Raw genomic sequence first — 13441 nt, 5'->3', positions numbered from 1 at the left:
CGCAACTTTCTCCGGCCCGCCTCCCCTGTCAAGCAAGCTCGACGTTTTACGGCGCCGGCCCTCGGCAAGCCCGGCCTTTTGGTTAGCGGACCCATTCCAGATTGTGAGTCTACCGACTGGACAGAGAACAAAACGGAGACACTTCTGGCCTTTCGCTGCCGAATCACTACATTCGGGGGGAGATGTCCGGCTTTTCGGAAGACATGCCCTTTTTTGACGAACCGAACGCGCGGCCCGTGGCCCCGTCGGGCATTGCCGCGCGCGCCATGGCTGCCCGCAGCAACCAGAACAACGCGCCCGATTATCTCAACGGCCTCAACCCCGAGCAGCGGCTGGCGGTGGAAACCACCGAAGGCCCGGTGCTGGTGCTGGCCGGCGCCGGCACCGGCAAGACGCGGGTGCTCACCACCCGCATTGCCCACATCCTTGCCACCGGCAAGGCCTTCCCCTCGCAGATCCTCGCCGTCACCTTCACCAACAAGGCGGCGCGCGAGATGAAGCAGCGCATCGGCCTGTTGATCGGCGACGGCAATGTCGAGGGCATGCCGTGGCTCGGCACCTTCCATTCGATCGGCGTCAAGCTGCTGCGCAGACATGCCGAGCTGGCTGGGCTCAAATCCGACTTCACCATTCTCGACACCGATGATGTCGTGCGGCTGATCAAGCAGCTCATCCAGGCCGAAGGACTGGATGACAAGCGCTGGCCGGCCAAGCAGTTCGCCCAGATGATCGACGGCTGGAAGAACAAGGGCCTCGGCCCCGCCGACATCCCCGAGGGCGATGCCCGTGCCTTCGCCAACGGCAAGGGCCGCGAGCTCTACAAGGCCTATCAGGAGCGGCTGAAAACGCTGAACGCCTGCGACTTCGGCGATCTGCTGTGCCACCCGATCCGCATCTTCCGCGCCAATCCGGACGTGCTGAAGGAATACCACAAGCGCTTCCGCTACATCCTCGTCGACGAATATCAGGACACCAACACCGCGCAGTACATGTGGCTGCGCCTGCTGGCACAGCGGCCTCAATCCGCCCCCCCTGAGGGGGAGGTGCCCGCGAAGCGGGCGGAGGAGGTTGCCGCAGAAGGCACCGCTGATGCGTCGAGCACTGCCGCACGGACCCCACCCGGCCGGGCTTTGCCCGGCCACCCTCCCCTCAAGGGGGAGGGAAATCCGCGGCCAGCCACCGTAAATATCTGCTGCGTTGGCGACGACGACCAGTCGATCTATGGCTGGCGCGGCGCCGAGGTCGACAACATCCTGCGCTTCGACAAGGATTTTCCCGGCGCCACCATCATCCGGCTGGAGCGCAACTACCGCTCGACCGCGCACATCCTCGGCACCGCGTCGCATCTCATCGCCCACAATGAGGGCCGCTTCGGCAAGACGCTGTTCACCGAAAAGATCGCCGAGGACGACGAGAAGGTGCATGTCCATGCCGCCTGGGATTCCGAAGAGGAGGCCCGCGCCGTCGGCGAGACCATCGAGTCCTACCAGCGCCAGAAGCATAATCTCAACGACATGGCGATCCTCGTCCGTGCGTCCTTCCAGATGCGCGAATTCGAGGACCGCTTCGTCACGCTCGGCCTCAACTACCGCGTCATCGGCGGCCCGCGTTTCTACGAGCGGCTCGAAATCCGCGACGCGCTGGCCTTCTTCCGCGTCGTCGCTCAAGGCGCCGACGACCTCGCCTTCGAGCGCATCGTCAACGTACCGAAGCGCGGCCTTGGCGAGGCCACCATCCGCCAGATCCACGACACCGCACGCGCCCTGCGCATCCCGATGCTGGAGGCGGCGGCAACACTCGCTGAGAGCGACGAGCTGAAGCCGAAGCCGCGCGCGGCACTGCGCGAGGTATCGGCCAATTTCGAGCGCTGGCAGAAAGCGCTGGAAACCACGCCGCACACCGAGCTCGCCGAGACCATTCTCGAGGAGAGCGGCTACACCGACATGTGGAAGAACGACCGCTCGGTCGAAGCGCCGGGGCGGCTGGAAAACCTCAAGGAGTTGATCCGCTCCATGGAGGAGTACGAATCGCTGCGCTCCTTCCTCGAACATGTCGCGCTGGTGATGGACGCCGAGCAGAACGCCGAGCTCGATGCCGTCAACATCATGACGCTGCATTCGGCCAAGGGCCTCGAATTCGAAACCGTGTTCCTGCCCGGCTGGGAGGAAGGCCTGTTCCCACACCAACGCTCGCTCGACGAGGGCGGCCGCTCAGGGCTGGAGGAGGAACGCCGCCTCGCCTATGTCGGCCTGACCCGCGCCAAGAAGAACCTGCACATCTGGTTCGTTTCCAACCGCCGCATCCACGGCCTCTGGCAATCGACCATCCCGTCGCGCTTTCTCGACGAGCTGCCGGAAGCCCATGTCGAAGTTTCCGAGAGCGGCAACTCCTATGGCGGCTATGGCAATGCCTATGGTGGCGGCTCGTTCGCCTCCGGTCGTGGCGGCCAAGGTGCAGGCAGGCAGAACCCCTATGGAGCATCGCGCTTCGACAACATAGGCGGCGATAACGGTGCTGAAAAATCCGGCGCTTTCTCCAGCACCTATGCGACACCGGGCTGGCAGCGCGCTCAGGCCAACCGCACCGAGGCGACCGACCGCAATTGGGGCACGCGCTCCGGCCACCAGGTCGAGCGCATCGGCTATGGCGAAACCGACTCCGGCTACGGCGCCGGCCGCACCTCGATCAAGGGCCGCACCATCGACGGCGAACTGGTCGCCAAATCCGTCGCCGACACGCCGTCCCCCTTCAATGTCGGCGACCGCGTCTTCCACCAGAAATTCGGCAACGGCAACATCTCGGCAATCGAAGGCAACAAGCTTACCATCGACTTCGACAAAGCCGGCCAGAAACGCGTGCTGGACGGGTTTGTCACGGGAGTTTGAGGTCGCCTGTCGTTAGCGATACCGCGCCTGGTTCCACTTATGGCCAAGCAGCGACAAGATGATGATTAGCCCGTTGAAGAACTGGACGTAGAAGCCGCTCAGTCCCGCCGCGACGACGCCGGTCTGGATGAAGGAGACGGTGACCGCGCCGATCGCACCGCCGACGACGGTGCCGATGCCGCCCCAGGTCGGGGTGCCGCCGACGAACACCGATGCCAGCACCGGCAAGAGATAGCCGTCGCCGGCCGTCGGCCACCAGGTGAAGTTGATCATCACCGAGAACGTGCCGGCGATCGCCGCGCCGATGCCGACGAAGACGAACACCTTCACCCTGACGCGCTTGACGTCGATGCCCATCTGCTGGGCGCTGTCGGGATTGTCGCCGACCACCTTGACCTGGGCACCGAAGCGATGGCGGTTGTAGAGCAGCGCCGACAGCACGACGAAGCCGATGGCCCAGAAGATCTGCACCGGAATGCCGTAAAGCTGGCTGGAGAAGATCTTGTAGGCCCAGCTGTCGGCAAGGCCGGTCAGCGCCGTCGACCTGCCCTCGTTGATGATCTGGATCAGGCCGCGCAGCAGGAAATTCATGCCGAGCGTGGCGATCAGCGACGACAGCCCCCCATAGACGACCAGCGAGCCGACCAGGAAGCCGAGCAGCATGCCGGTGACCATTGCCGCGGCGATGCCGACGAACGGGTCGTAGCCGGCCCGCACGACCAGCGCAAACACCCAAGAGGCGAAGCCCATCGTTGCCGGAAACGACAGGTCGATCTCGCCGCAGGTGACGACGAAAACCAGCGGCACCACCACGAACAGCGCCACAGGCAACGTGGTCAGCACGGAACTATAGAGATACCAGCTGGTGAAGACCGTCGGATTGGCGATCATGAACACCGCCATCATCACGATGAACACCGCAAGCGTGCCGAGTGCGGCGCGGTTGTCGAGGACAAAGCCGCGCATCCAGTGATCGGACGGGTGTTTCCATGCCTTCGGGGCGGCTTCGCTGCTGCCGAGAGGGGTTTGCAGATCGGGCTCCATTGTCTTGCTCATCGCGTTGCCTGCTCCCCGGCGTCGTGCAATCCCGCCAGTCCGCCGGGGTGTGCCACGTCTTCCATGAAATTGATGAGGTCTTCGGCCGACTTGACCTCGCTCCGGTCGGCGCTGAGCGCGACCTTGCCGCGATCGAGCACGACGAAGCGGTCGGCGATATCGAAGACGTGGTGGATATTGTGGCCGATGAACAGGATCGACCGGCCGCTCGCCCGCACCTGGCGCACAAAATGAAAAACCTTCGCCGTTTCGGTCAGCGACAGCGCCGTCGTCGGCTCGTCGAGGACGATCAGGTCGGCCTTCTTGTAGATGGCGCGGGCGATTGCCACGCCCTGGCGTTCGCCGCCCGACAGCTGGCCGACGATCGACTGCGGCGTGAACACCTTCGAGGTGAAGCCGATCTCGCGCATCAGCCGGCTCGCCTCCGCGATCTCCTTGTTGACCTTCAGCCAGCCAAGCCAGCCGGTGAGCTCGCGGCCCATGAAGATGTTGCGCACGATCGTCTGCTGCACGGCGAGCGCCCGGTCCTGGAACACCGTTTCGATGCCGGCGTCGCGCGAGCGCGCGGCGCTCCACCCGGTCACCGGTTTGCCGCGAATGAGGATTTCGCCGCTGGTCGGCTTGACCACGCCGGAAAGGATCTTGATCAGCGTCGACTTGCCGGCGCCGTTGTCGCCGATCAGGCCGACCACCTCGCCGCGGTCGACGCTGAGATTGACGCCGCCAAGTGCATAGACCTGGCCGTAGGACTTGCTGATGTCACGCAGTTCGATGAGGCGTTCGGCCATGGCGGTCCTCGCTTGATTTCGTGCCGGCGTCTTCGCCAGCGGCCCCGCCGGCCGGGCTAAATCCCGGCCGACGGCTTGGGAGGTCAGCGCAGCGCCTGCTTGGCCAGCTCGGCGACAATCTCGTAATTCTGCGGCGTGACGAAGCCGGCGCCGGTGTCGACGTTCATTGGCGCCAAACCCAGCACCACTTGCTGGCAGAGGCTGAGGATCGGCAGATAGCCCTGCAGGAACGGCTGCTGGTCGGCCGTCAGCTGCACCCAGCCGCCCTTGAAGCCCTCGACAATCTGCGGGCTGGTGTCGAAACCAAAGTTGAAGATGTCGCCCGGCTTCCTGCCCGCCGCCTGCATGTAGGTCGGCACATTGCCCAGCAGCTGCCCGCCGGGATAGCCGACCGCCTTGACGTCGGGATTGTTGAGCAGTGCTGCCGTGATCACCGGAATGGCCAGATTGGGGTCGGCTGCCCACTCGGTTTGAGAATTGATTTGAACGACGTCGATGCCGGCCTCTTTCAGTGCGGCGACCGTGCCGCGTTCGCGCGCGCCGCGGCTCTCGTTCTCGAACGGGCCGATCATGATCGCCTTGTCGCCGGCCTTGAGCCCGGCCAGCTTGAACGCCTCGGCGCCGAGCGCGCGGCCCTGCTGCTCCTGCTGGGCGCCGACATAGCCGCCGCCGAACGCCGCCGTGACCGTCGGCACCGGCACGTTCTGGTACATCATCTTGATGCCGTCCTTGTGCGCCTGTTCGGCCAGCGGCATGATCGCGGCGTCGCCTGGGTGGCCCATCATGGCGATGCCTTGGGGCTTGACCGCAACAGCCTCGCGCAACTGCTGGACCATCTTCTCCACGTCCCACCCAGAGAAGATATAGTCGACCTTGGGCCCGAGATCGGCGGCCGCCTGCTTGGCACCATTATAGACGATGGTGCCGAACGCATCGCCCTCCGCCCCGCCGGCGAAGAAACGGATATGGACATCCTTACACCATTGCGCATCGAGCGCCTGCGCTGGCAAGGTCGAGAGTGTGGCGGCGAGCGCCATCGCGGCCGCCGCGACGGTCGAGCGCAGAACTGTCCTTCTCATCGTAATGCTCATGCACTTATCCTCCCTTTATTCCCTCGCTAGCCGAGGGGTTTCGACGATCGCTTCGGCATTGCGCCGTAATCTTTCGCTGGCCGGCACCTCCCGCCGGCCGACTTCTCACACCGGGTTCGGCAGATAGCTCGCGCCTCCCCGGCATTGTTGGAGATAATCCAGCGCACGCGCCTGCCCGGTGATCTCGAGATCGCCGCGGTAGACCGGGTCGTGCCAGCCCTCGATGTCGATGGCACCTTTGTAGCCGACCAGCCGCAGCTCGCTGATCACCCGCGTCCAGTCGCTGTCGCCGAAGCCAGGCGTGCGCATCTGAACGAACGGCAGGCGGCCGAACACGCCATGTTCACGGATCACGTCCCAGCGCACTGTCGCGTCTTTGCCGTGGACGTGGAAGATGCGCGGCGCCCATTTGCGGATCTGCGGGATCGGGTCGATCAGGTAGACCAGCTGGTGGCAGGGCTCCCACTCCAGACCGAGATTGTCGTCCGGCAATTCATTGAACATCAGCTCCCAGGCGTCTGGATTATGGGCGATGTTCCAGTCGCCGCTGGCCCAGTTGCCGTCCATCGCGCAGTTCTCGAAGGCTATGCGCACGCCCTTGTCTGCGGCACGCTTTGCCAGCTTCCCCCAGACCTCGCGGAAGCGCGGCAGGCTGTCGGGCAGCGGTTTGCCGCGAATGCGGCCGGTAAAGCCGCTGACCATGTTGGTGCCGAACAGATGCGCGTTGTCGATGATCGTTTCCCACGCCTGGAGCACGCCGCGATCGACTTCACCGCTCTCCAGCGGATTGCCGAACACGCCGATCGACGAGATGACGACATCGGCATCGCCGATCGCCTCGCGGAGCTCGCCTGCCAGCCTTGGAATGTCCTTGCCGCCCAGCGTCTGCCAGAAGAACGGCTGGATGCTCTCGAAGCCGAGCGGCAGAATCTGCCTGACATAGGCGGCCGGGTCGTCGAGATTGGCCCGCACCATTGTGCCGATCCTGATGTCGAGCAGCGGGTTTGGCATCATGATCCTTCCTGTGCAGCGATGGCGACCCGGCGCCCAGTTTCGGCGCTCTCGATCGCCGCGAAAACCATGGCCAGGCTCTTGATGTTGTCGGCGCCGCGCGTCTCCGGCTCGGTGCCGGTTTCGACGGCGCGGACGAAATCCTGGATGATGCCGAGATGGCCGCCGACGCGATCGGCCGGGTCAAGCGGCGGCACGGCTATCGGTTCGGTACGGTCGAACAGGCCTTCACGGACCGGCCGCACGACTTCCGCCTTCAGCCCGTCCTCGCCGTCCCAGACAATGCTGCCGCGCTCGGCGACGATGCGCCATGTACTGTCCCAGCTGGTACGGAAGCCGGCCGCGCACCAGCTGCCGGCATAGGTGAACAGCTTGCCGCCGCCGAGGTCGAAACTTGCGGCTGCCGACGACCCTTGCCGATACCAGGAATTGGCCGGCTCCCACTCCTGGCAATAGACGCCGGCCGGTTCGCCGGCCACCATGTAGCGGGCGGCATCGAATGTGTGGATCGCCATATCGAGCAGCAGCACATGGCGCATCTCTTCGCGAAAACCGCCGAAATGCGGCGCTACGAAGAACTCGGCGTGGATGCTGGTCGCAGCACCAATGACGCCGGAATCGAGAAAGCGCCGGATGCGCCTGACATTGGCGACATAGCGGCGGTTCTGCACGACGGCATGGATACGCCCGGCGCTGCGGGCGGCCTCGACAATGGCACGCGCATTATCCGGGCTGTCGGCCAGCGGCTTTTCGGTCAAGAGATGGCAATGGTGGGCAAAGGCGGAAAGCGCGACCTCGCGGCGGGCGGCGGGCACCACCACGTCGAATACCGCGTCGGGCCTGGTCTGGTCGAGCACGGCGTCGAGGTCGGTTCCGATAACGGCGCTCGAAAGCTCGTATTCGCGCGCCCTCGCCCGCGCCCTTTCGGCGTCGAGATCGACCAGGGCGACAATGGTGAGCCCGTCGATCTGCCTGGCCGCATCGAGCCAGGCCTTGCTCATCGCGCCGCAGCCGACCAGGACGACATTGATCATCCAGCACTCCTCCCTCTCGGCCCCTCCAGACCGATCGTCACGGCATTCACGGCAGGACCGTAAACCTTTTTCCGTAAACGTTTACGAGAACACACCCGATGGCGTACAATGTCAATTAGCCGGTGCGAAAAATTGTCCTGCCGCCTTGGCCCGGAGAGCTGCCGGTGCTAGCCAAGCAAGGGGGAGAACTGTCCTTTGGCGTCCAGCATTCACGACCTTGCACGTCACCTGAACATTTCGATCGGCACGGTGTCGCGCGCGCTCAACGGCCGCGCCGACGTCAATGCCGACACACGCCAGCGCGTGCTCGATGCGGCCAAGAAGCTGAATTATTCGCCGAACCAGTCCGGCCGTAGCCTGCGGCGCGGCGCCACCCATTCGGTCGCCTTCATGCTGCAGCCGCATCCGGGCGACCAGGAATATGGCGAGCCGTTCTTCATTCCGTTCCTGACCGGGCTGCAGGCCAAGCTCGCCGAAAGCGGGCTCGACCTGATCGTCGTGATGGGTGCGCCGGGCGACTATCAGCAGGAGCGCCTGCGCCGTGTTGTCGAGACCCGGCGGGCGGATGCAGTGGTGCTGGCGTGGACGCGGCGCGAGGACGAGCGCATCGACTATTTGACCCAGTCCGGTTTCCCGTTCGCGACGCTCGGCCGCAGCCGCTCCGGCGGCGATTCATATCCCTCGCTCGACCTCGACTTCGAAAAAGCCGGGGCTGACGCGGTCGATCGCCTCGTCGCACGCGGCCACCGCCGCATCGCCGCTATCCGCCCGTCGCTCGACCTCAACTTCGGCTATCTGTTCCTCGCCGGCTACCGCAAGGCGTTGCGGCGGCACGGCATCGAATTCGACCCCGAACTGATTGCCGACGGCTTCATCAACGAGGCCGGCGGCTACGCGGTGACGCCCAAGGTCATGCGCTCCAAGGACCCGCCGACCGCCATCATCTTCAACAATGACGCGATGGCGCTTGGCGGCTGCAAGGCTCTGGCCGAGACGGGCATCAGGCCCGGCCACGACGTTGCGGTGATCGTCATCGTCGACACCCCGCTTTGCCGCTATTTTTCGCCAGCGCTGACCGGCTTCCGCCCGGCGCTTGAGCCGATGGGCGAGCGGCTGGCCGAAATGCTGCTGGCATCGATCCCGGCTTATGCCGGCGCCGAAGGCGCCCGCATCACCCGCGAAGTCTGGCCGCTGGAGCTTATCGCGCGCGACAGCGATTGAATCGCGGCGATCACTGAGCAGGCTGAGGTCGGTCAAGCCGGCCCCGCTCGCGCTCCGGCGTTGCGACCAGCGAGGCAGCGGCGGCATTGGCGGCGGCAAGTGCCGCTTCGACAGGCTCTCCACGCCCAAGCCCCGCCGCAAAGGCGCCGACGAATTCATCGCCGGCACCGTGGGTGCTGACCACCTTCACCGGCATCGCCGGCAAGGCGAATGCCTGGCTGTCGCGGTCGCAATAGGCGACCCCCTCCCCACCTGCCGTGACAATCGCAGCCGGATAGGAACCGACGAGCATACCGGCCGCCTTCGCCGCACCCTCGAGCGTGTCGACGACAGGAACGCCGGCCAGGAATTCCGCCTCGATGGCGTTGACGATGACGATGTCGGTGAGCGCGATCAGCTCGGCGGATAGATTTCGGGCGGGCGCCGCGTTGAGGAGGACGCGGCCGCCATGCGCCTTCACCGCCCGCGCCGCGACAATGTTGGCGGCGTCCGGCACCTCGTTCTGCAGCAGCAGCACCGTCGTTTGCGCGATCAGCTCACCCGCCTCCGCAATCTCCTTTTCGCCGAGAGTGAGATTGCTGCCCGAGACGATCACCGCGCCATAGTCGCCGCTGGCGTCGAAGATCGCCACGCTCATGCCCGAGCCGGCGCCGGAAGCCACTCCCACGAAGCGCCGGTCAACGTCGTTGCGATCGAGATTGTCGAGAAGCGCCCGGCCGAAATCGTCATCGCCGACAGCACCGATCATTGCCGCACGCACACCGGCCCGCGCTGCCGACACCGCCTGGTTGCCGCCCTTGCCGCCGCATTTTGGATGCCAGGCATGGCCGGTCACCGTTTCGCCCTTGCGTGGGCGATCGGGGGCTTCGACCATGATATCGTAGTGCAGGCTGCCGAATACGGTCACCAGCGGCGGAGGAGCCGTCATGTGCCCCAGACCTTCATGAGCCGCTTGCCTTTCATGAGTTCTTATCTTTCCGTTTCGACGTCACCGCAGACATGGTGCGGCCGAGATTGCGCTCCGCCGCCTGGTAGTCGCGTTGCGCGACTGCGACGAACAGCGCGTCGAGAATGTTGAGCTGGGCAATGCGCGCCGCTGCGTTCTCACCCATCAACGGCGAGCCTTGCGCGGTCGAGCAGAGCACGATGTCGGCTACGGCTGCCAATGGCGAGTTGTCATAGTTGGTGATGGCCAGCGTGCGCGCGCCGCTTTTGCGCGCAAGTTGGATGGCGTCGATGACGGCGCTCGTGTTGCCGGAATGCGAGAAGCCGACAGCAATGTCGTCGGCGCCGAGCAGCGAGGCCGACATTAGCATCATGTGCGAATCGTCATAGACAGAGGTGCGGATGCCGATGCGCAGGAATTTGTGCGAAACGTCGCGTGCGATCTGTGCCGAGCCGCCAACGCCGTAGAAATCGCGATTCCTGGCGCGGGAAAGCAGATCGGCGGCACGGTCGAAATCGTCCATGTCGAGGATGGCGAGCGTCTCCTCCAGCGCCTGGATGGAGGTGCGGAACACCTTCTGCACGATCTCGGCCGAACTGTCGTCCACCGACAGCTCCTGATGCATCTCGGCGGTCGGCAGGCGGCTGTACTCATAGACGGCGGTGCGGAAATCGCGATAGCCGGAAAAACCCAGCTTCTTGGCGATCTTGACCACCATCGCCTCCGACACACCGGCCTCCTCGGCGATCTGCTTGAGCTGTATGGTCTCATCGAAACCGCGCCGTCCGAAGACGGTTTCAACCACCTTCGCCTCGAGCGGCGTCAGATGCGGCATCATCATGCGGATGCGCGGTCCTACTGCTTTCAGGTCCAGGCCGGTCAAGGTCATCCACGTCCCCTCGTCACGCGATCGATAAGCATCGCGGCGAGGATTATAAGGCCAGTTGCCAAGAGCTGATAGAAGGACTGCACGTTCATCAGCGTCAGGCCGTTGCGCATACTGCCGAGGATGACGGCACCCAGGATCGTGCCGACGACGCTGCCCTTGCCGCCCATCAGCGAGGCGCCGCCGATCGCCGCCGCTGCTATGGCGTCGAGCTCCCAGAGATTGCCCAGAATGGGTTCGGCCGCACCCAGCCGGCCGATCAGGACCTGCGCTGCAAGCGCTGCCAGCAGGCCCGAGATCATATAGGCGGCGATCTTGGTGCGGGCGATCGGCACGCCGGCTATGTAGGCTGCCTCCTCATTGCCGCCGACGGCGAGCAGATATTCGCCGAACGGCGTCTTCTTGAGGACGATCCAGGCAATCAGCGCGACGACGGCCACGATGATGACGGCCAACGGCAATCCGAACAGCGAGCCGTTGAAGATGGCGCGAAAGCCGGCAGGCAGGCCGAGCACCGGATTGCCGCCGGTATAGATCAGCGCCAGTGCCCGGTAGGTGCTCAGCGTGCCGAGCGTGACGATGAAAGGCTGCAGCCCGACATAGGCGACCAGCACGCCGTTGAGCAGTCCGCAGGCAAGGCCGATGGCGAAGCCGGCGGCGATGGCCAGCGGAAACGGCACGCCGGCAACCAGCATCGAGGCCGAGATGACGGCCGAAAGGGCTGCCGTCGGCCCGACGGACAGGTCGACGCCGCCCGAGATGATCACCAGCGTCATGCCCAACGCCAGGCAGGCATTGATGCTCGACTGCTGCAGGATGTTGATCAGGTTACGCTCGGCAAAAAAGCCGGGGACCAGCGCCCCGAAGACGGTAAGGATCACCACCAGGCCGATCAGCGTGCCGGCGTCGCGCACGGAAAACCGGTGCAGGAAATCTGCCCTTGGGCGCGCTGCTGTGTGTTGCGTTATTTCGGTCATCCGCTGGTCCTGTCCGTTATGCACCGGCGATGTCCTTGCGCCTTGCCGGCCTCAATCTCTGTTTGGGGTATGGCGTGCGCGGCGATCACGTGTTCGCTGAGACTTGCGCGGCCCAGTTCGGCGGCGACCGTGCCGTCGCGCATGACCAGCACGCGGTCGGCGAGCCGGATCACCTCGGGGAGTTCGGACGACACGACGATTACCGAATGGCCTTCGGCGGCGAGTTCCTCGATCAGGTGGTAGATCTCCGCCTTGGCGCCGACATCGATGCCGCGCGTCGGCTCGTCGAACAGAAGGATCCGCGTTCCGGCCGCCAGCCAGCGGCCGATGATCGCTTTCTGCTGGTTGCCGCCGCTGAACAACCGGATCGGCCGATCGAGCAGGAACGGCCTGAGATTGACGCGTTTCATCTTCTCGGCAGCCACGCGCTTCAGCTGGCGATGATCGATGACGCCGCGCGGCGCGAACACGCCCATCGAGGCCAGCGCCATGTTGCTGGAGATCGACCGCAACGGCACGATGCCTTCGCGCTTGCGTTCCTCCGGCACCAGGCCGATGCCGGCCGCAATCGCGTCGCGCGGACTGGAAAGCTGTACCGCCTTGCAGTCGATCTCTATTGCGCCTGATGAGGCCCGGTCGGCACCGGCGAGCAACCGCAGCAGTTCGGTACGACCCGACCCGACCAGGCCGGCAATGCCCAGCACCTCGCCGCGATGCAGCTCGAACGAAACGTCATGGACCTTGGACGCCGAGGCAAGGCCGCGCACGCTCAGCCTGATCTCGGCGGAAGCATGCGAGCGGTGCTGTTCCTGGGCAAGCTCGCGGCCGACCATCATCGAAACGACGGCCTTTTCCGAGACCTGTGCGATATCGACGGACCCGACCACGGCGCCGTCGCGCATGATGGTGGCGCGCTGGCAGATGCCGAACACCTCGTCCAGCTTGTGCGAGACATAAACGACGGCGACACCGTCGCGCGCCAGACCGGCAATCACCTCGGCCAGTCGTTCGAACTCGCTCGGCGTGAGGCTCGACGTCGGCTCGTCCATCGCCACGATTCTGGCGCGGTCGAGCAGCGCCCGGCCGATCTCGACGATCTGCCGCTGCGCCACCTTCAGGCTGCCCAGCGGGGCTGCCGGATCGATGGTCGGGTCGATGGCGGCCAGCGCTTCCGCAGCACGGCGTTCCTGCTCGCGCCGTGCGACGAAGACGCCGCCGCGCGTCAGCGGATGGCCGAGAAACATGTTCTGCGCGACGCTAAGACGTGGCACCTGCTGTAATTCCTGATGGATCATCGCCACACCGGCGGCGCGCGCCGCGACCGGGGTGTTCAGCATGGCCGGCTTTCCGTCGATGAGCACGCGTCCCGCTGTCGGCCGGTAGACGCCTGACAGGATGCGCAGCAGCGTCGACTTGCCGGCACCGTTTTCGCCAAGCAGGCCATGGATTTCGCCGGCGCCGACCGAAAAGGACACATCGCTCAGCGCCCGTACGGCCGGAAACAGCTTGGAAATGCTCTCGAATTGCAGCCGCGCTGGCATTGCTT

At 65.0% G+C, this 13441-nt stretch carries 11 protein-coding genes; 2 read left to right on the top strand and 9 right to left on the bottom strand.

The window, feature by feature from the left end; genetic code table 11:
• Positions 1-182 precede the first annotated feature (182 nt).
• Complete coding sequence (locus NKG60_RS01155) at positions 183-2885, top strand: ATP-dependent helicase (RefSeq protein WP_352973872.1); 2703 nt, start codon at positions 183-185, stop codon at positions 2883-2885.
• A 12-nt stretch (positions 2886-2897) separates the two neighbouring features.
• Here NKG60_RS01155 and NKG60_RS01150 read toward each other — a convergent pair whose 3' ends face one another.
• The 5 genes from NKG60_RS01150 to NKG60_RS01130 form a co-directional block, all read right to left on the bottom strand.
• A complete protein-coding gene (locus NKG60_RS01150) occupies positions 2898-3941 on the bottom strand; it encodes an ABC transporter permease (protein ID WP_352667066.1) in 1044 nt (347 codons plus the stop codon).
• On the bottom strand, positions 3938-4729 hold the full coding sequence (locus NKG60_RS01145; protein WP_292664859.1) for an ATP-binding cassette domain-containing protein: 792 nt from the start codon (positions 4727-4729) through the stop codon (positions 3938-3940). The genes NKG60_RS01150 and NKG60_RS01145 overlap by 4 nt, the downstream gene beginning before the upstream one ends.
• 83 nt (positions 4730-4812) lie before the next feature.
• Positions 4813-5820: a substrate-binding domain-containing protein gene (locus NKG60_RS01140; RefSeq protein WP_352973868.1), complete on the bottom strand. Its 1008-nt coding sequence runs from the start codon at positions 5818-5820 to the stop codon at positions 4813-4815.
• 105 nt (positions 5821-5925) lie between these two features.
• Positions 5926-6831: a sugar phosphate isomerase/epimerase family protein gene (locus tag NKG60_RS01135; RefSeq protein WP_502903424.1), complete on the bottom strand. Its 906-nt coding sequence runs from the start codon at positions 6829-6831 to the stop codon at positions 5926-5928.
• Complete coding sequence (locus NKG60_RS01130; protein ID WP_352667073.1) at positions 6831-7865, bottom strand: Gfo/Idh/MocA family protein; 1035 nt, start codon at positions 7863-7865, stop codon at positions 6831-6833. Before NKG60_RS01130 ends, NKG60_RS01135 begins: the two co-directional genes overlap by 1 nt.
• A 195-nt stretch (positions 7866-8060) precedes the next feature.
• On the opposite strand from NKG60_RS01130, the gene NKG60_RS01125 reads away from it, so the two are divergent.
• Positions 8061-9086 carry a LacI family DNA-binding transcriptional regulator gene (locus tag NKG60_RS01125; protein ID WP_352863735.1) on the top strand — a complete coding sequence of 342 codons (1026 nt, stop codon included), beginning with the start codon at positions 8061-8063 and terminating at the stop codon, positions 9084-9086.
• A gap of 10 nt (positions 9087-9096) precedes the next feature.
• On the opposite strand, the gene NKG60_RS01120 is transcribed toward NKG60_RS01125, so the two are convergent.
• From NKG60_RS01120 to NKG60_RS01105, 4 genes are read right to left on the bottom strand one after another with little or no spacing between them, the layout of a single operon-like run.
• Positions 9097-10014, bottom strand: coding sequence for a ribokinase (locus NKG60_RS01120; protein WP_352863733.1), 918 nt, complete (start codon positions 10012-10014; stop codon positions 9097-9099).
• Between the two features lie 31 nt (positions 10015-10045).
• Positions 10046-10921: a MurR/RpiR family transcriptional regulator gene (locus NKG60_RS01115; protein WP_352863731.1), complete on the bottom strand. Its 876-nt coding sequence runs from the start codon at positions 10919-10921 to the stop codon at positions 10046-10048.
• Entirely contained in the window at positions 10918-11895 is a 978-nt protein-coding gene (locus NKG60_RS01110) for an ABC transporter permease (RefSeq protein WP_352863729.1), read from the bottom strand. The genes NKG60_RS01115 and NKG60_RS01110 overlap by 4 nt, the downstream gene beginning before the upstream one ends.
• Positions 11892-13436, bottom strand: coding sequence for a sugar ABC transporter ATP-binding protein (locus NKG60_RS01105; RefSeq protein ID WP_352863727.1), 1545 nt, complete (start codon positions 13434-13436; stop codon positions 11892-11894). Before NKG60_RS01105 ends, NKG60_RS01110 begins: the two co-directional genes overlap by 4 nt.
• Between the last annotated feature and the right edge of the window lie 5 nt (positions 13437-13441).

The organism is Mesorhizobium sp. M1428 (assembly GCF_040317515.1).
Taxonomy (GTDB): domain Bacteria; phylum Pseudomonadota; class Alphaproteobacteria; order Rhizobiales; family Rhizobiaceae; genus Mesorhizobium.
Note: the sequence above shows the minus strand (reverse complement) of the source record. Positions and strands in the feature narration are given on the sequence as shown.

Coding starts and splice junctions, on each gene's coding strand:
- NKG60_RS01155 (WP_352973872.1), top strand. CDS start 183: ATGTCCGGCTTTTCGGAAGACATGCCCTTTTTTGACGAACCGAACGCG.
- NKG60_RS01150 (WP_352667066.1), bottom strand. CDS start 3,941: ATGAGCAAGACAATGGAGCCCGATCTGCAAACCCCTCTCGGCAGCAGC.
- NKG60_RS01145 (WP_292664859.1), bottom strand. CDS start 4,729: ATGGCCGAACGCCTCATCGAACTGCGTGACATCAGCAAGTCCTACGGC.
- NKG60_RS01140 (WP_352973868.1), bottom strand. CDS start 5,820: ATGAGCATTACGATGAGAAGGACAGTTCTGCGCTCGACCGTCGCGGCG.
- NKG60_RS01135 (WP_502903424.1), bottom strand. CDS start 6,831: ATGCCAAACCCGCTGCTCGACATCAGGATCGGCACAATGGTGCGGGCC.
- NKG60_RS01130 (WP_352667073.1), bottom strand. CDS start 7,865: ATGATCAATGTCGTCCTGGTCGGCTGCGGCGCGATGAGCAAGGCCTGG.
- NKG60_RS01120 (WP_352863733.1), bottom strand. CDS start 10,014: ATGACGGCTCCTCCGCCGCTGGTGACCGTATTCGGCAGCCTGCACTAC.
- NKG60_RS01115 (WP_352863731.1), bottom strand. CDS start 10,921: ATGACCTTGACCGGCCTGGACCTGAAAGCAGTAGGACCGCGCATCCGC.
- NKG60_RS01110 (WP_352863729.1), bottom strand. CDS start 11,895: ATGACCGAAATAACGCAACACACAGCAGCGCGCCCAAGGGCAGATTTC.
- NKG60_RS01105 (WP_352863727.1), bottom strand. CDS start 13,436: ATGCCAGCGCGGCTGCAATTCGAGAGCATTTCCAAGCTGTTTCCGGCC.